The 18,580-nt window shown below is 73.4% G+C and carries 14 protein-coding genes, 3 tRNA genes and 1 riboswitch; of the genes, 8 read left to right on the top strand and 9 right to left on the bottom strand.

Features of this window, described 5'->3' with window-relative positions; genetic code table 11:
- Positions 1 to 27: 27 nt before the first annotated feature.
- From AC4BG9_RS13185 to AC4BG9_RS13170, 4 genes are read right to left on the bottom strand one after another with little or no spacing between them, the layout of a single operon-like run.
- A complete protein-coding gene (locus tag AC4BG9_RS13185; RefSeq protein WP_490571559.1) occupies positions 28 to 903 on the bottom strand; it encodes an ABC transporter permease in 876 nt (291 codons plus the stop codon).
- The gene (locus AC4BG9_RS13180) at positions 900 to 1,907 is read right to left on the bottom strand and encodes an ABC transporter permease (RefSeq protein ID WP_490571558.1); all 1,008 of its coding nucleotides are present in this window, start codon (positions 1,905 to 1,907) and stop codon (positions 900 to 902) included. Before AC4BG9_RS13180 ends, AC4BG9_RS13185 begins: the two co-directional genes overlap by 4 nt.
- Positions 1,889 to 3,499 (bottom strand): ABC transporter substrate-binding protein, encoded by a 1,611-nt coding sequence (locus tag AC4BG9_RS13175; protein ID WP_490571557.1) that lies wholly within the window; start codon positions 3,497 to 3,499, stop codon positions 1,889 to 1,891. Before AC4BG9_RS13175 ends, AC4BG9_RS13180 begins: the two co-directional genes overlap by 19 nt.
- A gap of 39 nt (positions 3,500 to 3,538) precedes the next feature.
- The gene (locus AC4BG9_RS13170) at positions 3,539 to 4,414 is read right to left on the bottom strand and encodes a hypothetical protein (protein WP_490571556.1); all 876 of its coding nucleotides are present in this window, start codon (positions 4,412 to 4,414) and stop codon (positions 3,539 to 3,541) included.
- A gap of 73 nt (positions 4,415 to 4,487) precedes the next feature.
- On the opposite strand from AC4BG9_RS13170, the gene AC4BG9_RS13165 reads away from it, so the two are divergent.
- From AC4BG9_RS13165 to AC4BG9_RS13150, 4 genes are all read left to right on the top strand, one after another.
- Positions 4,488 to 5,702 (top strand): LssY C-terminal domain-containing protein, encoded by a 1,215-nt coding sequence (locus AC4BG9_RS13165; protein ID WP_490571555.1) that lies wholly within the window; start codon positions 4,488 to 4,490, stop codon positions 5,700 to 5,702.
- Positions 5,699 to 6,352 carry a DUF998 domain-containing protein gene (locus AC4BG9_RS13160; RefSeq protein ID WP_490571554.1) on the top strand — a complete coding sequence of 218 codons (654 nt, stop codon included), beginning with the start codon at positions 5,699 to 5,701 and terminating at the stop codon, positions 6,350 to 6,352. The genes AC4BG9_RS13165 and AC4BG9_RS13160 overlap by 4 nt, the downstream gene beginning before the upstream one ends.
- 112 nt (positions 6,353 to 6,464) lie before the next feature.
- Positions 6,465 to 9,770, top strand: coding sequence for a bifunctional lysylphosphatidylglycerol synthetase/lysine--tRNA ligase LysX (gene lysX, locus AC4BG9_RS13155; protein ID WP_490571553.1), 3,306 nt, complete (start codon positions 6,465 to 6,467; stop codon positions 9,768 to 9,770).
- 1 nt (position 9,771) lies between these two features.
- Positions 9,772 to 11,235 carry a basic amino acid/polyamine antiporter gene (locus AC4BG9_RS13150; RefSeq protein ID WP_490571552.1) on the top strand — a complete coding sequence of 488 codons (1,464 nt, stop codon included), beginning with the start codon at positions 9,772 to 9,774 and terminating at the stop codon, positions 11,233 to 11,235.
- A gap of 7 nt (positions 11,236 to 11,242) precedes the next feature.
- Here AC4BG9_RS13150 and sppA read toward each other — a convergent pair whose 3' ends face one another.
- Positions 11,243 to 13,033, bottom strand: coding sequence for a signal peptide peptidase SppA (gene sppA / locus AC4BG9_RS13145; protein ID WP_490571551.1), 1,791 nt, complete (start codon positions 13,031 to 13,033; stop codon positions 11,243 to 11,245).
- A 144-nt stretch (positions 13,034 to 13,177) separates the two neighbouring features.
- Positions 13,178 to 13,253: riboswitch (cyclic di-GMP riboswitch) on the top strand.
- A gap of 218 nt (positions 13,254 to 13,471) precedes the next feature.
- Here sppA and AC4BG9_RS13140 point away from each other — a divergent pair.
- The 3 genes from AC4BG9_RS13140 to AC4BG9_RS13130 are packed head-to-tail and all read left to right on the top strand — an operon-like array spanning position 13,472 to position 16,580.
- On the top strand, positions 13,472 to 14,698 hold the full coding sequence (locus AC4BG9_RS13140; protein WP_490571550.1) for a PAS domain-containing sensor histidine kinase: 1,227 nt from the start codon (positions 13,472 to 13,474) through the stop codon (positions 14,696 to 14,698).
- On the top strand, positions 14,695 to 15,561 hold the full coding sequence (locus tag AC4BG9_RS13135; protein WP_490571549.1) for a GGDEF domain-containing protein: 867 nt from the start codon (positions 14,695 to 14,697) through the stop codon (positions 15,559 to 15,561). The genes AC4BG9_RS13140 and AC4BG9_RS13135 overlap by 4 nt, the downstream gene beginning before the upstream one ends.
- Positions 15,558 to 16,580: a cobalamin B12-binding domain-containing protein gene (locus AC4BG9_RS13130; RefSeq protein ID WP_490571548.1), complete on the top strand. Its 1,023-nt coding sequence runs from the start codon at positions 15,558 to 15,560 to the stop codon at positions 16,578 to 16,580. The genes AC4BG9_RS13135 and AC4BG9_RS13130 overlap by 4 nt, the downstream gene beginning before the upstream one ends.
- 148 nt (positions 16,581 to 16,728) lie before the next feature.
- On the opposite strand, the gene AC4BG9_RS13125 is transcribed toward AC4BG9_RS13130, so the two are convergent.
- From AC4BG9_RS13125 to AC4BG9_RS13115, 3 genes are all read right to left on the bottom strand, one after another.
- Positions 16,729 to 16,803, bottom strand: a tRNA-Val gene (locus AC4BG9_RS13125).
- A 15-nt stretch (positions 16,804 to 16,818) separates the two neighbouring features.
- Positions 16,819 to 16,892 (bottom strand) — tRNA-Cys (locus AC4BG9_RS13120).
- A 43-nt stretch (positions 16,893 to 16,935) separates the two neighbouring features.
- A tRNA-Gly gene (locus AC4BG9_RS13115) sits at positions 16,936 to 17,008 on the bottom strand.
- A 135-nt stretch (positions 17,009 to 17,143) separates the two neighbouring features.
- On the opposite strand from AC4BG9_RS13115, the gene AC4BG9_RS13110 reads away from it, so the two are divergent.
- A complete protein-coding gene (locus tag AC4BG9_RS13110) occupies positions 17,144 to 17,965 on the top strand; it encodes an aminotransferase class IV (RefSeq protein WP_490571547.1) in 822 nt (273 codons plus the stop codon).
- Between the two features lie 60 nt (positions 17,966 to 18,025).
- Here AC4BG9_RS13110 and AC4BG9_RS13105 read toward each other — a convergent pair whose 3' ends face one another.
- Positions 18,026 to 18,499: an SsgA family sporulation/cell division regulator gene (locus AC4BG9_RS13105; protein WP_490571546.1), complete on the bottom strand. Its 474-nt coding sequence runs from the start codon at positions 18,497 to 18,499 to the stop codon at positions 18,026 to 18,028.
- Between the last annotated feature and the right edge of the window lie 81 nt (positions 18,500 to 18,580).

Raw genomic sequence — 18,580 nt, 5'->3', positions numbered from 1 at the left:
CGCTCACGGGGACGCTCACAGGGACGCTCACAGGTGTGCACTCCTCGGGTCGAGCAGCAGGCGCAGGTCCTCGCCGATCCGGTCGACCAGCTTGACCACCAGCAGCAGTCCCACGCCGGGCAGGAGCGCCAGCCACCAGTGGCCCGCCGACAGCGAGCGCATCGACTCGGCGAGCAGCACGCCGACCGCGGGCAGACCCGGATCCACGCCGAGGCCCAGGAAGGAGAGGGCGGCCTCGTGCAGGATCGCGTGCGGGAACATCAGGACCACCCCGACGCTGAGGTGCGGCACCAGGTGCGGCGCGACGTGCCGGCGGGCGACGTGCCAGGGGCCGTGGCCCAGGGCCCGGGAGGCGGCCACGAAGTCCCCGGTCACCGTCTCCCGGCCGACCGACATCAGCACCCGGGTGAGCCGCGGCCAGTGGGTCAGCCCCACGGCCAGCACCACCGCCTCCGTCCCGCCGCCGAGGGCGAAGGCGAGCAGGATCAGCAGCACCAGGTGCGGGAGCGCCAGGAACAGGTCGACCAGCCAGGTGACCGCGGCGGCGGCGTACCGGCCGCCGGCCGTGGCGAGCAGGGTGAGCGCCAGGGCGATCACGCCCGAGAGGGCGGCGGCGAGCGTCCCGACCAGCAGGCTCAGCCGCAGCCCGACCAGGGTCCGCAGCAGCAGGTCCCGACCGTGCCGGTCGGTGCCGAAGAGGTGGTCCAGCGAGGGGCCCTGGTTGCGCTCGGACAGGTCGGTGAGCTGGGCGGGTCCCGCGGCCAGGGTGCCGGCCACGACCACCGCGACCACGACGAGCAGCGCGACCCCGAGGCTGACCAGGGTGCGGGTGCGTCGGTCGCCCCAGCGCGGGGCCCGTGCGCTGGCGGTCCCGAGGAGTCCGGAGGCGTCGCCGGCCGTCATGCCCACGCCTGCCTCGTGCGGGGGACGGCGGCCCGGTGGGCGAGGTCGCCGAGCGCGTTGCCGGCGAAGACCAGCACCGCGGTGAACAGGGCGATGCCCAGGAGCAGAGGCACGTCCTGGCGCAGCGCCGCCGTGGTCGTCGCCTCACCCAGCCCGGGGTAGGTGAAGACCTGCTCGGCCAGCACGGAGCCGCCGAAGAGCTCACCGACGGAGGCGAACTGCAGCATCAGCGCCGGACCGGCCGCGTTGCGTGCGACCCGGTGCAGGACCAGGCCGGGCAGCCGCTCGCCCTGGGCCCGGGCGAACGCGACGTGGTCGCTGGCGAGGACCTCGATCGTGGCCTGCCGGGTGTGCAGCAGGACCGGGGAGATCCCGACCACGCTGAGCGTGAGCGCGGGCAGCAGCAGGTGGTGCAGCTGGTCGGCCAGGGACGCCTCGCCCGGGAGGGTGCCGATCGGGGCGGCGCAGCAGACCGGCGTCCACTGCAGCGAGACGGAGAAGACGTAGAGCAGGAGCAGCCCGATCCAGAACGTCGGAGCCGAGGCCAGCGTGTAGGCCCACCAGGTGAGCACCCGGTCGGGCAGCCGTCCGCGGAGCGCGCCGGCGGCCAGGCCGAGGGTGAAGCCGAGGACACCCGAGAACAACCAGGCCAGCGCCATCAGCGAGAGGCTGGCGGCGAAGCGCTCGCCGATCACCGTGGTGACCGGCTCGCCGAAGACCTGGGAGGTGCCCAGGTCGCCGGTGAGCACGTTGCCGGCCCAGGCGGTGAACCGCTCCACCGGCGGGTCGTCCAAGCCCCAGCGCTCGGCGATCTGCGCGCGCTGCTCGGCGCCGACCGCGGCGCTGTCGGCGCCGACGTACGCCTCGACGGGGTCGACCGGGGAGCCGGCCATCAGGGCGAAGCACCCGACCGCCACCGCGGCCATCAGGCTGGCGAGCCGCAGGGCACGTCCGGCCAGCCTGCGGGCCCTCGTGGGCGAGAGGCTCAGCACCCCCACCGCCATCCGGTGATGCCGGCGGTCAGCGGCCAGCCGTGTCCGTGGGGCTCGACGTGCGCCGGTCCGAGGTCGAGGCACTCCTCGACGAAGTAGGTGTGCTCCAGGTTGACCAGCCAGGCCCAGGCGGCGTCCGCGCCGGCGGTGAAGCCGGCGCCGTCGTCGTCCAGCTGCGCGGCGCGCCAGTGCCGGTTGGCCTCCTCGGGGTCGGTGGCGGCCAGCGCCGCGTCGAGGTGCCGGTCGACCGCCGCGTTCTCGTAGTAGCCGGGGTTGAAGGACTCGGTCCCCGCCATCGAGGAGTGGTAGAGGTTGTACATCTCGGTCGGGTCGTGGCTGCCCCAGCCGAAGAGCACGGCGTCGGTGTGCATCCGCTGGTAGATCTCGTCCCAGCTCACGCCCTCGGGCCGGATCTCGATGCCCGCGCGGGCCACCATGTCCACCACGTTCAGTGCCAGCCCCTGGCGCAGCGAGTCGCCGGCCGGGTAGAGCAGGGAGAAGGAGGCCGGGGTGCCGTCCTTCTCCCGCACCCCGTCGCCGTCGTCGTCGGTCCAGCCGGCCCGCTCGAGCTCGGCTGCCGCGGCGTCGACGTCGTCGTCCTCGATGCTCGAGGCCGGCTCGTGCCACGGCGCCCCGTCGACGGGGCCGGTCGCGGACGAGCCGTAGCCCTCCAGGACGCCCTCGACCAGGGCCTCCCGGTCGACGGCGAGGTTGACGGCGCGCCGGACCGCGCGGTCGGCGGTCACGTCGTTGCCCACCGGCTCGCCGGCCGGACTGCGCCGGCCCTCGACCGGGACGGTGGGGAAGGCGATACCGCGGTTGTCCAGGGAGGTGACTGCCTGCACCCTCATGCCGGCGATCTCCTGGGTGGCCAGGGCCGAGGGCACCGCGGCGACGTCCACCTGACCGGCGCGCGCGGCGGCGAGGCTGGCGTCCTCGTCGGTGAAGACGAAGACCAGCCGCTCGAACGCCGGCTTCTCGCCGTAGTAGTCCTCGTTGCGCTCGACGACCAGCTGCTGCCCCTGCTGCCAGTCGACGAGGGAGAAGGGGCCGGAGCCGACGGGGTCCTGGGCGTAGCCGGCGTCGTGGGCGTGCTCGGGCACGATGCCGAGACTGATCAGCCGGTTGACGAAGGTGCTGTTGGGCTCGCGGAGCCGGAGCTCCACGGTGTCCGCGTCGACCGCCACCGCCTCGTCGAGCGCGGTGACGTCGGTCAGGCCGCCCTGCTCGGCGGCGGTGTTGAAGGTGTAGGCCACGTCGTCGGCCGTCACCGGCTCACCGTCGGTGAAGACCGCGTCGGGGCGGAGGTCGACGGTCCAGGTGAGCCCGTCGTCGCTGACCTCGTACGCCGTGGCCAGATCGAGTCCGACCCCCAGGTCGGGCTCGCGGGTCAGCAGCGTGGACTGGAAGAGCGGAGCGCCGTAGCGCCCCCAGCCCAGCGTGGGGTCGAAGCCCTCCTCGGACTCGCCGCCGATCGCCAGCCGCAGCTCGGTCGGGGGTTCCTCGGCGGAGGTCGTCTCGTTGCTGCCGCAGCCGACCAGGGCCGAGGAGGCGAGGACCGTCAGGAGAATGGCGCGGTGACGGGTGGTGCCGGTGCGACGCATGGAAGGGGCCCCTTGTTGCGAACGGTTTGCAACAGCACCCTACGTCACCGTCCGGTCCACCTCCGCAGGAGTCTCCACCTCGCCGTGCCGGGCGAGGCTGACGGCCCCGGCGACGGACAGCACGAACCCGGCCGCGGCCACCGGACCCCAACCCGCCCTGGTCTGGTCGCCGAGCAGCAGGAGCCCGACCAGGGCGGGCGCCACGGTCTCACCGACCACCAGCGGGGCGGTCGCCCGGGTGACGCTCCCGCGCTGCAGGGCGATAGAGTAGGTGAGCATCGCGACGGCGCCCGCGACCACCAGGCCGTACGTCGCGGGGCTGCGGAGGAGCGGCCCCGTCTCCTGGAGGAGGTGGCCGGGGGAGAGGTCGCCCGGAAGGACCCGGGAGGCCACCGCGGTCACCCCGTAGGACAGGCCCGCGACGGCCCCCAGGGCGGTGGCGCCCCTCGGGCCGCTCAGCCTGCCCAGCGGGACGGCGAGGACTCCGAGCGCGACGGCGGCCACCAGCACCCCCCACTGCTCGCTCCGGGTCACGTCCACGGTCCGGTCCTCGGTCGCCGACGCGCCGACCAGCACCAGCCCCGTCACGACCACCGCCAGGCCGAGCCGGTCCGCCCGGCGCAGCGGCATCCGCAGGAAGACCGCGCCCAGCACCGCGGTGACGGCGAGGAAGCTGGCCACCACGGACTGCACCACGAAGAGCGGCAGGCTCCGCACCGCCACCAGGCTGAGCAGGAACCCGAGCCCGTCCAGGCCGACGCCGAGGAGGTACCTCCAGGAGCGCAGCAGCCGGACCAGCAGCCGGGGGTCGAGCCCCTCGACCCGGTCGGTGCTGCGGCTGGCCAGGGCTTGCAGGACCGAGGCCACGCCGTAGCAGAGGGCGGCCCCGGCGGCAGCGACCAAGCCCTCGAGCACGCTGAGCAGCCTAGTCGTGCGGGGTGCCCGAGGACCCTGGTCGCCGCAGGTGTCCTTCATGCACACTGACCGGATGCGGGGCATCCGCGCGGGCGCCCGGGTCCGCTTCTCCAGCTCCGTCCTGGACGGTTGGTTCTTCGCGTTCTCCGCGGTCGCCGGGGTCTGGTTCTCCTACGTGCTGCTGCGCGACGGCCTGCGCCCCGGCTGGCCCCCGCTGCTGCTGGTGGCGTTCTGGGGCTTCTCGGCCTACCTGGTGCTGCCGAGGCTGCACCGGATCCTCACCTCGATCTACCTGCCCGGCTACTTCGTCGGCCGGACCCGGACCAGCGACGGCCTGCTCGGCGACCCGGTCAACCTCGCGCTGCTCGGCCGGGAGGCCCAGGTCCACGCCGCGATGGCCGGCGCCGGGTGGATCCGGGCCGACCCGGTCGACCTGCGCTCCTCGATGGCGATCGTCGCCGGGGTGGTGCAGGGACGCAGCTACCCCAGCGCCCCGGTCAGCCCGCTGCGGCTCTTCGACCGGCAGCAGGACTTCGCCTACGAGCAGCAGGTCGCGGGCACCCCGACGAGGCGGCACCACGTCCGGTTCTGGCGCTGTCCCGACGGGTGGGTCCTGCCGGGCGGGTTCCGCGTCGACTGGCTGGCGGCGGCGACCTACGACCGCCGGGTGGGGCTCTCGTTCTTCACCGGCCAGCTCACCCACCGGATCGAGCCGGAGGTCGACGTGGAGCGCGACTTCGTGGTCGCCACGGTCAGCCACGCGCACCCCGAGGTCGCCCGCTCGGTGATCAAGAACTTCTCCTCCGGCTACCACCATCGCAACGGGGGCGGTGACCGGATCGTCACCGACGGCGACCTGCCGATCCTCGACCTGCGGGGGATGCCCGCCGGTCCCGACCCTGCGCCGGCCCCACCGGTACGGCGCATCCCGTCCCCGGTCGCCGTCGGCGCCGGGGTAGCGGTGGGCCGCGCGGTCGCCTACCTCGGGTCCGTGGTGACCGGCCGGGAGGACGACCCTGTGCTGGTCTCCGCCCTGCTCGCGGCGTCGGTCGTCGACGTGGTGCTGGCGGTCGGGGTCGTGCGCGGCCTGAACTGGGCCCGTCTGCTGCTGATGACCGCCTGCTCCGTCACCGCTGCCGACGCCATGGTCACGTCCCTGGTCGGCGGTCGGTGGCCGGTCGAACTGTTCGCGCTGCTCGCCCCGGGGGGCAGCATCCTGGTGATCCTCGCGCTGTCCAGCGGAACGGCGCGCGCCTATGCCGGGGTTCCCGACCGGAGCGGCGGGTGAGCCCGGACCGGTCGCGCGACCGGCTGCCGGTGTTCGCCGGCGTGGTCGCCGCGCTCCTCTACTCGAGCTTCGCCTTCGACTGGGTGCTGCGGGGGTTCGAGGGGTTCGAGCACGTGGTCAGCGAGCTGGCAGCCCCGGGGGAGCCGAACGCCGGCCTGGTCCGCCTTGCCGACCTGGTCTGCGCCGGGCTGGTGCTGATGCTCCTGCCGCGGGTCCGGGCCGCCCTGCCGGCGCGCTGGTGGCGTACCGGGGTCGTGAGCGGCACCGCCGTCTTCGCCGTGGGGGCGGCGGCGGCTGCGGTGGTGACCGCTCCGTGCGGTCCGGGGTTGATCTGCGAGGCGGTCGAGCAGCGGCGTCAGGCCGAGTGGCACAACGCGATCACGGTGGTCTCGGACCTCGGCCTGTTCGCGGGGGTGCTCGCCGCCTGGGCGGGGAGCCGGGGAGACGGTCCCGGATGGCTGAACCGGGCGGCCTGCTGGATCCTCTGGATCCCCGGGGTCGCCGCCAGCCTGCTCTTCGGGTGGCTGCTCGCCGCGGACGGGCCCGCCTGGGCGATCGGCACGACCCAGCGGGTGCACATCGTCGGGATCAGCCTCTGGGTCCTGTGCCTGGGTCTTCTGGCCGGGGGACGCCCGGCCGTCCGCGAGTAACGTGGCAGACATCACACTCTGAGGGGAGACCGCGATGAGCCACCCTCGCCCACCGCACCGGCAGAGCACGACGAGTGTCGAGCCCCGTCCGGGTGCCGGGGGAGGGTGGGGGATGGTGCTGCGCACCCCGGCCGACGACCGCTGGCCGGACCGGTTCGCCGGGGTGATGTTCGGCTTCGCCGCCCTCACCGCCGTGGTGGCGCTCGTCCCCGAGTGGCACCGCTACTTCCTGCGCACCGACGACCTGGTCTCGTTGCTGACCATCCCGGTGGTCCCGAGCCTGGTCTATGCGGCCCTGCTGCTGGTCACCGGCGTCGGGCTCCGCCGGAGGCTGCGCGCGGCGTGGTGGGTGGTGCTCGTCTGGTGGCTCGGTCTTCCCGAGCTGGGCCGGGTCCAGTCGATGTCCCAGGGCGACCGGTTCACGGCCGCGCTCGTCGGGCTGGTGCTGGTGGGGGCGGCGATCGTCCTCGCGCTGCGGGTGCGCTCCCAGTTCGTGGCCCGGCAGGTGCCCGGCAGCGTGCTGGCGGCGTCGGCCGTGCTGCTGGTCGGTGGCCTGGTCACCGTCCTGGGTGGGGCGGTGCTGGTGGACCGGTTCGGCCGGTCTCCCGGGTACGGCGACGCGGTCGTCCACGTGCTCGACTCGATGCTGCTCGACCTGGGCCGTGCCGGGCTGCACAGCGACGCCTCGGCCCCGTGGTGGGTCCGGCTGCTGGTCGGCGCGCTCGGCGCCGCGGTCGTCCTGGGGGCCACGCTGATCCTGTTCCGTCCGCCACGCGACACCCGCACCCTCGGGGTGGCCGACGAGGCCAGGGTCCGGGCGCTGCTGCGCGACTTCGGCGACCACGACTCCCTGGGCTACTTCGCCACCCGCCGGGACAAGGCGGTGGTCTGGGACACCGGGGCGCCGGAGACCGCGCGTGCCGGGATCTCCTACCGGGCCGTGGGCTCGGTCAGCCTGGCCAGCGGCAACCCGGTCGGGGACCCGGCGTACTGGCCCGACGCGATCGCCCGGTGGCGGGCCGAGGCCCGGGCCAGCGGCTGGTCGGTGGCGGTGATGGGGGCGGGCCACGAGGGTGCGCTGGCGCACGCGGACGCGGGGATGACGATGCTCGACCTGGGCGACGAGGCGGTGATCGACCTCGGCTCGTTCTCGCTGAACGGGCCGGGGATGAAGGGGGTGCGGCAGTCGGTCGCCCGGCTCCGCCGGCGCGGCTACACCACCCGGGTGGTGCGGCACGCGAGCCTCACCGAGGCCGACTTCGCCGAGCTCGGGCGGGCGGCGGCGTCCTGGCGGGGCGACGGCGGCGACGAGCGCGGCTTCTCGATGGCGCTGGGGCGGCTCGGCGACCCGCTGGACGGGAACTGTGTGCTGGTCCAGGCCCGCGACGCCGAAGGCGCGCTGCGCGGCTTCCTCACCTTCGTCCCGTGGGGGCGGGCCGGGCTCTCGCTGGACCTGATGCGCCGTGACCCCACGGCGGACAACGGCCTGGTCGAGCTGATGGTGGCCAGCCTCGCCGCCGAGTCGGCGACCTTCGGGGTCGGGCCGGTCTCCCTCAACTTCTCGATGTTCCGGGAGGCCTTCGAGCGCGGGGCCGAGATCGGCGCCGCCCCGGTCGCCCGGCTGTGGCGGCACGCGCTGATGTTCGCCAGCAGGAACTGGCAACTGGAGTCCCTCTACCGCTCCAACGCGAAGTACCTGCCGCAGTGGCAGCCGCGCTACCTCGGCTACGAGTACGCCTCCGACCTCCCGCGGGTCGGCACGGCGGCGGGCAGCGCGGAGGGGTTCCTCACCACCCCCTCGGTCGCCCGGCTGCGACGACGTGCCGACCGGGACGGCGGGCTGGAGAGCGGCGGGGCCGAGCACGCCGCCGCCGTCCTGGCGCTGATCCCACCGGCGCCCGACGTGGTGGCCGAGGCGGTCTCGCCCGACCGCCTGCCCGAGCAGATGCGGGTGCGCCGGGACAAGCTGGACCGGATCCGGGAGATCGGGATCGACCCCTACCCGGTGACCGCGCCGCGCAGCCACACCTTCGCGGAGGTCCGCGGCCTGGTCGACCCCGACCTCGCCGCCGGGTCGGAGACGGGGATCGAGGTCTCGGTGGCCGGCCGGGTGATGCTCAAGCGCGACATGGGACACCTCGGCTTCGCCACGCTCCGCGACGGCAGCGGCGACCTCCAGGTGATGGTCGACGCGCAGCACCTCCCGGCGCCCGAGCTGGCCTTCTGGGAGCACACCATCGACCTCGGCGACCACGTGAGCGTCACCGGGGAGGTCGTCACCACCCACCGCGGCGAGCTCTCCGTGCGCGCCCGGAGCGTGGTGCTGACCAGCAAGGCGCTGCGGCCCCTGCCCGACAAGCACCGGGGGCTCACCGACCCGGAGGCCCGGGTGCGGCACCGATACGTTGACCTGATCGTGCGCCCCGAGTCGCGCACCACCGCCTACCGGCGCGCCACCGTCGTCCGCAGCATCCGCGACTCGCTCCGGGCCCGGGGGTTCACCGAGGTGGAGACGCCGGTGTTGCAGACCGTCCACGGAGGTGCGAACGCCCGGCCGTTCGAGACCCACATCAACGCCTACGACATGGACCTCTACCTGCGCATCGCCACCGAGCTGCACCTCAAGCGGCTGGTGGTCGGGGGCATGGAGAAGGTCTTCGAGGTGGGCCGCCAGTTCCGCAACGAGGGTGCCGACTTCAAGCACAACCCGGAGTTCACCTCCCTGGAGGTCTACGAGACCTACGGGGACTACGACACGATGCGGGTCCTCACCCAGGAACTGATCCAGGAGGCCGCCACCGCAGTGCACGGCGCTCCGGTCGCCCGGCGTGCCGACGCCGACGGCCACGTCCGCGAGTACGACCTGTCGGGGCAGTGGCCGGTCATGACCGTCTGTGAGGCCGTCTCGGCGGCCCTCGGCGAGGAGATCACCACCGCCACTCCGCTGATGGTCCTGGCCAAGCACGCCGAGCGGATCGGGCTGGAGCTCGACCTGGACGCCGCCTGGGGCTCCGTCCTGGAGGGGCTCTACGACGAGCTCTGCGAGGGGCAGACCACCACCCCGGTCTTCTACACCGACTTCCCCCGGGAGAACGCCCCGCTGACCCGGCCGCACCGGCACGACCCCCTGCTCTCGGAGAAGTGGGACCTGGTGCTCTTCGGCGCGGAGCAGGGGACGGCGTACTCCGAGCTGGTCGACCCGGTCGAGCAGCGTCGGCGGCTGGTGGAGCAGTCCCTGCTCGCGGCCGCCGGCGATCCCGAGGCGATGCAGGTCGACGAGGACTTCCTCGAGGCCCTGGAGTACGGCATGCCGCCGACCGGGGGGATGGGCCTGGGGGTCGACCGGCTGGTGATGAACCTGACCGGCCTGAGCATCCGCGACACGATCCTGTTCCCGCTCGTCAGGCCACAGCGCTGACATGACGACGACTCCGAGCAAGGACGCGGGGACCGCGGCTCCCCGCGCCCAGAAGGTCTCCGTCCTCACCCTGGCCGGCCTGGTGGTCGGCTCCATCGTGGGCGGCGGCGTCTTCACCCTGCCGGCCAACCTCGCGGGCGTCACCGGCGTGTGGGGGGCGGCCGTCGCATGGAGCATCGCCGGGCTCGGCATGCTGATGCTCTGCCTGGTCTTCCAGTCGCTGGCCCTGCGGCGGCCCGACCTCGACGACGGCATCTACGTCTATGCCCAGGACGGCCTGGGCGACTACGCCGGCTTCAACGCCGCCTGGGGCTACTGGGCCGGCAACGTCGTCTCGTGCGTGTTCTACCTGACCTTCGCGATGACCAGCCTCGGCACCTTCTTCCCCGGTCTCGGGCAGGGCAACACGGTGCTCGCGGTGATGCTCAGCTCGGTGGTGGTGTGGGTGCTGCACGCGCTGATCTCGCGGGGCATCCGGCAGGCGGTGGTGGTCAACCGCATCGTCACCATGGCCAAGGTGGTGCCGATCATCGTCTTCGTCCTGATCGCGTCCTTCGCCTTCGACCCGCAGGTCTTCGCCGACAACCTGTGGGGTGAGGGGCCGCGGACGGGCGGCACCCTCTTCGAGGAGGCCAAGGACTCGATGCTGGTGGTCACCTTCGTCTTCCTCGGCATCGAGGGGGCCAGCATCTACTCCCGGCTGGCGCGCCGCCGCGAGGACGTCGGCCGGGCCACCCTGCTGGGCTTCCTGAGCACCCTGGCGCTCTTCGCCTCGGTCACCCTGGCCTCCTACGGCGTGCTGCCCCGGCGTGAGCTGGCGGCGGCCGAGCAGCCCTCGATGGGGGGAGTCCTGGAGGCGGTCGTGGGGACGTGGGGCGACGACCTGATCAACATCGCGGTGATCATCTCGGTGCTCGGGGCCTACCTGGCCATGAACCTGGTCGACGCCGAGACGCTCTACATGCCGGCCCGCACCGCGGTGATGCCGCGCTTCCTGACCCGGGTGAGCCGCCGCGGGACGCCCATCGCGGCCCTGATCACCACCAACGTCTCCATCCAGCTCTTCCTGCTGCTGGTGCTGATCACCCAGGACGCCCTCGAGGTGATGCTCAAGCTGGCCACCACGCTCACCGTGGTGCCCTACCTCCTGGTCGCGACCTACGCCCTCAAGCTGGCCGTGACCCGGCGCAGCTACGGCTCCGACGAGGAGCGCACCCGTCACCGGGACCTCGCGATCGCGACGGTGGCCGTCGCCTTCGCGATCTTCCTGCTCTTCGCCGCGGGTCCCAGGTACCTGCTGTTCAGCTCCCTGATCTACGCGCCGGGCACGCTGCTCTACCTGCGCGCGCGCCACGAGCGCGGCGAGGTGGCCTTCACCCGCCCCGAGCTGCTCGTCTGCCTGCTGCTGTGGGCGGGCGCGGGGATGGGCGTCTTCGGGGTGGTGACCGGGACCCTGCGGCTGTGACGCGCGCTCAGCCGGGGAGCAGGCCGGGCAGGTGCAGCGGCGGCAGGCTCAGCACCCCGGCGTACGGCCTGCCCCAGAGGGCGCCGAGCTCGGGCAGCGCCCGCCGCCACAGCGCCGGACCCTCGCCGACCGTCAGGCCGGCGGCGAGCGCGGGCAGGCCCGTGGTGGCGGGGGAGAGACGCGCCTCCACCGACTCCGAGCTCTCCCGCGGGAACAGGCCCTGCAGCGGACGGTGCCGCGGGATGCTGCGCACCTCGGTCTTGCGCCGGTCGACGCGGGCCAGCCGACAGGCCTCGTCGACGGCCACGTCGAGGCCGCCGAGCGTGTCGACCAGGCCGTGCCGCTGGGCGTCGGCGCCCGACCAGACCCGGCCCCGGGCCACGGCGCGCAGCTGCTCGACGTCCATGGAGCGGTCGGCGGCGGCCTTGGCGGTGAAGTCGGCGTAGACCTCGTCGAGCCAGGCGTCGAGCACCGCCAGCTCGTCGTCGTCGAAGGGGCGGTTGGAGGAGAACATCGCCGCGCGGGGGGACCCGGCGAGGGTCTCGCGGGTGATCCCGATCCTGGCCAGTCCCTCGCGCAGCACGTTCTTGCCGGCCAGCACCCCGATGGAGCCGGTGATGGTGCCGGGGCTGGCCAGGATCGTGTCGCAGGGCATGGCGATGTAGTAGCCCCCGGAGGCGGCGACCGAGGCCATCGAGGCGACCACGGGGGTGCCCGACTCCCGCAGCACCTGGATCTCGCGCCGGATCACGTCGGAGGCGATGTAGGAGCCACCGGGGGAGTCGATCCGCAGGACCACGGCCTTCACGTGCTCGTCGCGACCGGCGGCGCGCAGCGCCGCGGTCAGCGGCTCAGACCCGACCGAGGCACCGGAGAGCGGAGAACCGCCGTCCCCGCGCCCCAGGTTGATCGGCCCCGTGGCCTGGATCAGCCCGATGATCGGCTTGTGGCCCGGCAACCTCGTCAACTCCGGGAGGAGGCCGTCGAACCGGCCGGCGCCGTGGCGCTCGACGTAGCGCAGCGTGGGCTCGGCGCCCCCGGCCCGTGCCCGCATCACCTCGTAGGCCTGGTCGCGGTAGCCGAGCACGTCGACCAGGCCACGTTCGCGTGCGTCCTCGGCGCGCAGGGGCGCCTCGGCCAGGACGGCCCGGACGGCGTCACGGGTCAGCCCGCGATCGCCGGCGACGTCGGTGACCAGGGTCTCGGTGGTCGACTCCAGGAGCCGGGTGAGCATCTCCCGGTGCGGCTCGGACATCTCGGTGCGCATCAGCATGTCGGCGGCGGTCTTGTACTCGTGGCGCTGCGAGAGCTGCGGCTGGACGCCGAGCTTGTCCAGGGCCCCGCGCAGGAAGGCCGCCTCGCCGGCGAAGCCCACCAGGCCCACCGCGCCGCTGGGCTGGAGCCAGACCTCCTCGAAGGCGGCCGCCAGGTGGTAGCCGGTGTTGCCGGGGCCGAGCTCCCCGAAGGTCGGGCTCCAGGCCAGCGTCGACTTCCCGGCGGCGCGGAAGGCGGCGACGGCCGAGCGGAGCTCCGCGGACTGCGCCATCGTCAGGGGAGCGTCGCCGACGGTCGCGATCAGGCCGATCACGTCCGGGTCCGTGGCCGCGTCGGCGAGGTGCTCGACGAGCGTGCGCAGCAGCGGGGTGTGCAGGGCCCGCAGCGCCTCCACCGGACTGCCCGGGGGGCTCTCGGCCACGCCGCGGCCCAGGTCGAGCTCGAGCAGGACCTTCTCCCGCGGACCGCGCAGCGGGGTGTGGCGGAGGACGGGGCGCAGGACGGCGGGAGTGGGGAGCCTCATGGACTGAGCGTAGGTGGCGGGACAACCGCGACGTATCGGGCGATTCGCCGGACAGTGGCAGGGGGCCGTGACACCGTGACGGGTGAGACGGGGAGCGGTGCACCCGCGAACCGGATCCTGATGACAGGCCACGCGTCTGGTGTCAGTGCGAAACGGCAAACCCGATGTGAGTCGGGGACGCAAAGCCACGGGGCCCACCAGGGTCAGCCGGGTTACCGAACACACGGTCCTCGTCGTGCCCGTGCGGGTTGATCACCCGCACGATCGGCTGTCTTCAGGCGCCCGGGGACCAGCGCCACAGGAAGCTGGTCGTCCCCCCGCGAACGCCTCCCACCCTGACCCGCAGGGTGCGCCGGTCCGTGCGAGGGTGCACTCGCTGCCTGACGTCGCCACGCGCGCGCCCACATGTCACACCGCCCCGTCCGTAGGAGAAGAACAGTGCCCGGCAGCATCTTGGCCGTCTCGACCGATGCCAGAGGAGTGGTGTCGTGGTGCAACGCGGCGGTCGAGGCCCTGGTGGGGCGACCGCGAGCCGAGCTCGTCGGCAGGCCCTTCCCGATGGACATCTTCGAACCCGACGAGCTGGAGCGACGCGCGTCCGCCGCCGGGGTACCGCCCGGCCCCGGGCTCTTCGTGGTGGACCCCGCGCGGTACGACCGCCGCCGCCACCCCGCCGTGCACCTGGGGGACCTCGACCGTCGTCGGGCCGAGCCTGAGGCCGGCCCCGACCCTGCCTCCGCGGGGGTGCCGGCCGACGGGGGGCCGGTCGCGACGACCAGCTCGTGGGACATCAGAGGAGCAGACGGCAGCCGTCGCGTCTTGTCGGTGAATGTTCAGCCGCTGCTCGGCTCCTCCGGTGGGGTCAGCGGGTACTTCGCGCAGGCTCTCGACGTGACCGAGGAGCGGCGCACCGGCGAGCTGCTGGCCCAGGCGCTGCTCCGCGAGCAGCAGGCGGCCCAGCGGCAGGTCGAGCTCGAGCGGCTCCGCGAGGACTTCGTGACCACCGCAGGGCACGAGCTCAGGACCCCGCTGACCAGCATCCTGGGGTTCTTGGAGCTGCTCGAGCACGGCGTCGACGACCAGGAGCGCCGCACCCGGTTCGCCGATGCCATCCGGCGCAACGTGGGCCGGATCCAGCACCTGTCCCAGAGCCTGGTCACGCTCTCGGACACCAAGTCCGAGCGGACCCCGGCCACGGGACTCGTCGACCTGCGCGACGTGTCGCAGTCCGTGCTGACGAGCCTGCCGAGCCTGCCGAACCCGCCGGGGCCGGGCAGCGTGGTCCCGGAGCTGGTGTGTCCCGATCACCCCGTCGTGGTGCTCGGCGAGGCCGCGAGGCTCGAGCTGCTGGTGCGTCAGCTGGTCGAGAACGCCGTGACGTTCACACCTCCCGGCGGCCGTGCGGTCTGCCGGGTCGCGGAGTTCGCGGGGACGGCCTCGATCGAGGTGTCGGACACCGGGCCGGGTGTTCCCCGCGCCGAGCTCCCGCACCTGTTCACGCCGTTCTTCCGCGGTGCCGCCTCTCAGGACCTGCCGGTCGCCGGCCCGGGCCTGGGGCTCAGCATCGCCGCCGCGGTGGCCGAGGAGCACGGAGGCCGGATCCTGGTCTCCGACAACTCGCCCCGCGGCTCCGTCTTCACCGTCCGGTTCCAGGCCGCGCCATGAGGGAGCGCCGTGGCGGACCCCGCGTGCAGCACCCCGCAAGGGTGCCCGCGCTCTGCCATGATGGCGGCATAGACAGCAGCCCGCGCGAGCCCGTCGGCTCTCCACCTGGCGATGACCAGTCGTCGCTCGTCCTCGACGCGACTCGACGCCTGCTGTGGGCCGCCGACGTCGAGGCCGTCCTGGCCACCGCCAGGGACCTGGTCAAGGACCTGGGCGGCTCGCTCGTACCGCTGGGGGACGACCACGCCGACGCCCTGGCGGTGGACCTGGCGCTCGGCACCGGGGCGCCGGTGCTGGCCACCGCGCCGCCCGGGAGCGCCGCGCGGGAAGCCCTGGAGCGACAGCTCCCCATGTTCGTCCGGGACGCCTACCGGGCCCTGGAGCTGCTCGACCGGTCTCAGCGCTTCGCCGACGAGGCGACGCGTGACCCGCTCACGGGGCTGTGGAACCGCCGCATGCTGACCAGGCTCCTGCCGCGCATCCGCCAGGGGACGATCGTGGCCCTCGACCTCGACCACTTCAAGCGCGTCAACGACTCCGGGGGGCACGAGGCCGGCGACCGGGTGCTGCGCGACTTCGCGATGGCGCTCTCCGCGACCGCCAGGAGCGCGGACTACGTGGCCCGGACGGGCGGCGAGGAGTTCCTCGTCGTGCTGCGCAGCCCGGAGCCCCAGCCCTTCCTGGAGCGGCTCCGGCTGGCCTGGCAGTCGACCCGGCACGACCCGGTGACCTTCTCGGCCGGCACGGCGGCGATCCACGGACGCGCCCAGGAGGCGGTCGTCGCCGCCGACCGGGCCCTCTACCGCGCCAAGCGGGCGGGGCGCGACTGCTGGTTCGCCGCCGATCCGGAGGACTACCCGTGACTCGGCCGCCCGGCGCGGTCACCGACGCGCTGGTGGACCGCTACCTCGAGCTGACGCGCGCCGGCGACCTCGCCGCGGCCCGCGGACTCGTCGTCCGGCTGATCGACCAGGGGGCGGGACTGGAGTCGGTCCTCCTGGACCTGCTGGGTGCCGCGCAGCGTGAGGTGGGCCGCCGGTGGCAGCGCAACGAGTGGTCGGTGGCCGACGAGCACCTGGTCACCGGACTCACCACGAGGGTGCTCGACTCGGTGGTCGCGGGCGTTCCGGCCGTCGAGGAGAGCCGCGGGCACGTCCTGGTGGTGTGCGCCGAGGGTGACTGGCACTCGCTGGCCGCGCAGCTGGTCGCCGAGATCCTCCGGCTCCGCGGCTGGGACGCCAGCTGTCTGGGTGCTTCGACCCCGGCCGCCCACGTCGCGGCCTACCTGGACCGGCGGCCCGCAGCGGCGGTGATCGTCTCCTGCAGCCTGCCCCTCTCCTTCGCGGGGGTGCGGCGGATCGCCGGCGTCGCCCACGAGCGGGCCATCCCGGTCCTGGCCGGGGGCCGGGCCTTCGGGTCGGACCCGCGCCGGGCCGTGACGCTGGGCGCCGACGGCTGGGCCCTCCAGGCCGAGACGGCGGCCGAGATCCTCGAGTCCTGGGCGGACGCGCTGCCGGAGACGGCGGAGGCGGCGCCCGTCCCGGCGGCCTACGACGTGCTCGAGGGCCGGGCGTCGGATCTGGCACGTCTCGCCCACGAGCGGCTCGGGCGTCTCGCACCGGCCGTCGCGGACTACGACCCGGAGGCCGGCCGGCGGACGCGGGAGGACCTCGTCTACATCATCAGGTTCGTCGCCGCCGCCCACCTTGTCGACGACGAGGCGGTGCTCGCCGAGTTCGTGCCGTGGCTCGCCGAGCTGCTGGCGGCACGCGGGGTGCCCCGGGTCGCGCTGACGTCCGGGCTGGGGGCGGTGCGCGACGTGCTTGCCGTCGAGGTGCCCGAGGTGGGGGAGCTGGCCCGCGGCGGGCTCGTCCTGCGCTGACCGCGGATGCCGGGCGCTCTCGTCGGCCAGGGAGACCGGCGGGGGACGCTGGTCGCGCTCACCCGGGGCCGGCCGTTGCGGCCCTGGCCGGGAATGCAGAACGGCCGGCTTCCCTGACGGGAACCGGCCGTGCTGAGCGTGAATCTGCTGGTGGGCGATACTGGGTTTGAACCAGTGACCTCTTCCGTGTCAAGGAAGCGCGCTACCGCTGCGCCAATCGCCCAGGTCTTGAATTTTGTGGAGGTGGGTACGGGATTTGAACCCGTGTACACGGATTTGCAGTCCGTTGCCTCGCCTCTCGGCCAACCCACCGCGTGAGATCCTCCAGGGAAGGACCGGTGGAAAGACCTCTCCGAGCGGACAACGAGACTCGAACTCGCGACCTCAACCTTGGCAAGGTTGCGCTCTACCAACTGAGCTATGTCCGCCTGCGCTCACAACCGGTGAACCGGCCGTTCGTGCGAGCAGAACAGTAGCCGATGGTCGGGGGGGTGCCAAACCCGGGGGTCCGCAGGGAGTGTTCAGGAGGCCCTGGTGGGTCGGCGATCCCTAGAGTGCCGATCATGCGCACCTGGATCGACGGCCGCCTCCTCGAGGACCCGACCGGACCGGCTCTGGCCGTGACCGACCACGGCTTCACCGTGGGCGACGGTGTCTTCGAGGCGGTGAAGGTGGTCGACGGGACGCCGTTCGCGCTGACCCGGCACCTGGAGCGGCTGGCGCGGTCCGCGGAAGGGCTGGGGCTGCCGCCGGTCGACGACCGTCTGGTGCGCCAGGCGATCGCGGAGGTGCTGGCGGCGGAGCCGCTCGCGCTGGGGCGCCTGCGCATCACCTACACCGCCGGTGCGGCGCCCCTGGGGAGCGGTCGGGGGCACGGCGACCCGACGTTGGCGGTGGTGGCCGCCTCGATGGACCCCACGCCCGCGACCACGCAGGTGGTGACGGTGCCGTGGCCGCGCAACGAGCGCGGCGCACTGGCCGGCCTCAAGACCACGTCGTACGCCGAGAACGTCGTCGCCTTGGCTCACGCTCACGAGCAGGGGGCCAGTGAGGCGATCTTCGCCAACCTGGCCGGTCACCTCTGCGAGGGCACGGGCTCCAACGTCTTCTACGTCGTCGACGGCGAGCTGCGCACGCCGACGCTGGCCTCGGGGTGCCTGGCCGGGGTGACGCGCGCGCTGCTGCTGGAGTGGTTCGGCGGGCGGGAGGTGGACGAGCCCATCGAGGTGGTGGACACGGCCAGCGAGGTCTTCCTCGCCTCCACCACGCGTGACGTGCAGGCGGTGGACCGGTGGAACGACCGTGCGTTGCCCGCGCCGGGTCCGGTCACCCGGGAGGCGGCGCGGACCTGGGCCGAGCGGGAGGCGGCGGACGTCGACCCGTGAGTCCGCCAGGGGGACCGTTCTCGGCCCTGACGCCCTGAGGGCGTGGCCGAGAGGCGTAGGTCAGTGGGCGAGCAGCTGGGTGATGATGGCGTCGAGTCGCAGGAACTGGGACTCCTCGCCGGCGGGCACCACGTTGAACGAGCGACGGACGAAGCGGCGCACCTCGCGGGCGCTCGCGCGGGTCACGAGGTGGCCGTCGGGGGAGCTGAGCTCCACCACCACGACCTCGCGCCCGTGCTCGTCGGTGCTGGGGAGGACGTGCACGTCTCCGACGCCCGCGGAGGCGCAGACCCCCTCGGCCAGCAGCTCGCGGCTGAAGGTCCAGGGCAGCTCGCCCTCCGGGGTGAGGAAGGTGATCGTGACGGCGAACGGGTCGTCCTCGCGGTAGGAGAAGACGGTCTCCAGATCGTGCCCGCGACCCAAGGAGTCGACGCACTGCATCGTGATCTCCTGCTCGACTGCGCCAGCGACTCGACGGTCGTACTTGCTCGCCATGATGTCCTCCACTGCTGTCCTGATGCAGTAGTAACGCATTCCCGAAGCACTCTTGGGTAGTAAACGTCAAGATTTATATAGGGGAACTTCGACTTTGTGTCCGATCGGTCAGACCCCACC

Source organism: Nocardioides sp. Z40_12 (assembly GCF_058215795.1).
This window is presented reverse-complemented; position numbering and strand designations above follow the sequence as displayed.

Excerpts from the sequence above, each read along its gene's own strand:
- AC4BG9_RS13135 (WP_490571549.1), top strand. The coding sequence starts at position 14,695 with ATGAGGGAGCGCCGTGGCGGACCCCGCGTGCAGCACCCCGCAAGGGTG.
- AC4BG9_RS13175 (WP_490571557.1), bottom strand. The coding sequence starts at position 3,499 with ATGCGTCGCACCGGCACCACCCGTCACCGCGCCATTCTCCTGACGGTC.
- AC4BG9_RS13165 (WP_490571555.1), top strand. The coding sequence starts at position 4,488 with ATGCGGGGCATCCGCGCGGGCGCCCGGGTCCGCTTCTCCAGCTCCGTC.
- AC4BG9_RS13185 (WP_490571559.1), bottom strand. The coding sequence starts at position 903 with ATGACGGCCGGCGACGCCTCCGGACTCCTCGGGACCGCCAGCGCACGG.
- AC4BG9_RS13105 (WP_490571546.1), bottom strand. The coding sequence starts at position 18,499 with ATGCGTTACTACTGCATCAGGACAGCAGTGGAGGACATCATGGCGAGC.
- AC4BG9_RS13180 (WP_490571558.1), bottom strand. The coding sequence starts at position 1,907 with ATGGCGGTGGGGGTGCTGAGCCTCTCGCCCACGAGGGCCCGCAGGCTG.
- lysX (WP_490571553.1), top strand. The coding sequence starts at position 6,465 with ATGGTGCTGCGCACCCCGGCCGACGACCGCTGGCCGGACCGGTTCGCC.
- AC4BG9_RS13110 (WP_490571547.1), top strand. The coding sequence starts at position 17,144 with ATGCGCACCTGGATCGACGGCCGCCTCCTCGAGGACCCGACCGGACCG.
- AC4BG9_RS13150 (WP_490571552.1), top strand. The coding sequence starts at position 9,772 with ATGACGACGACTCCGAGCAAGGACGCGGGGACCGCGGCTCCCCGCGCC.
- sppA (WP_490571551.1), bottom strand. The coding sequence starts at position 13,033 with ATGAGGCTCCCCACTCCCGCCGTCCTGCGCCCCGTCCTCCGCCACACC.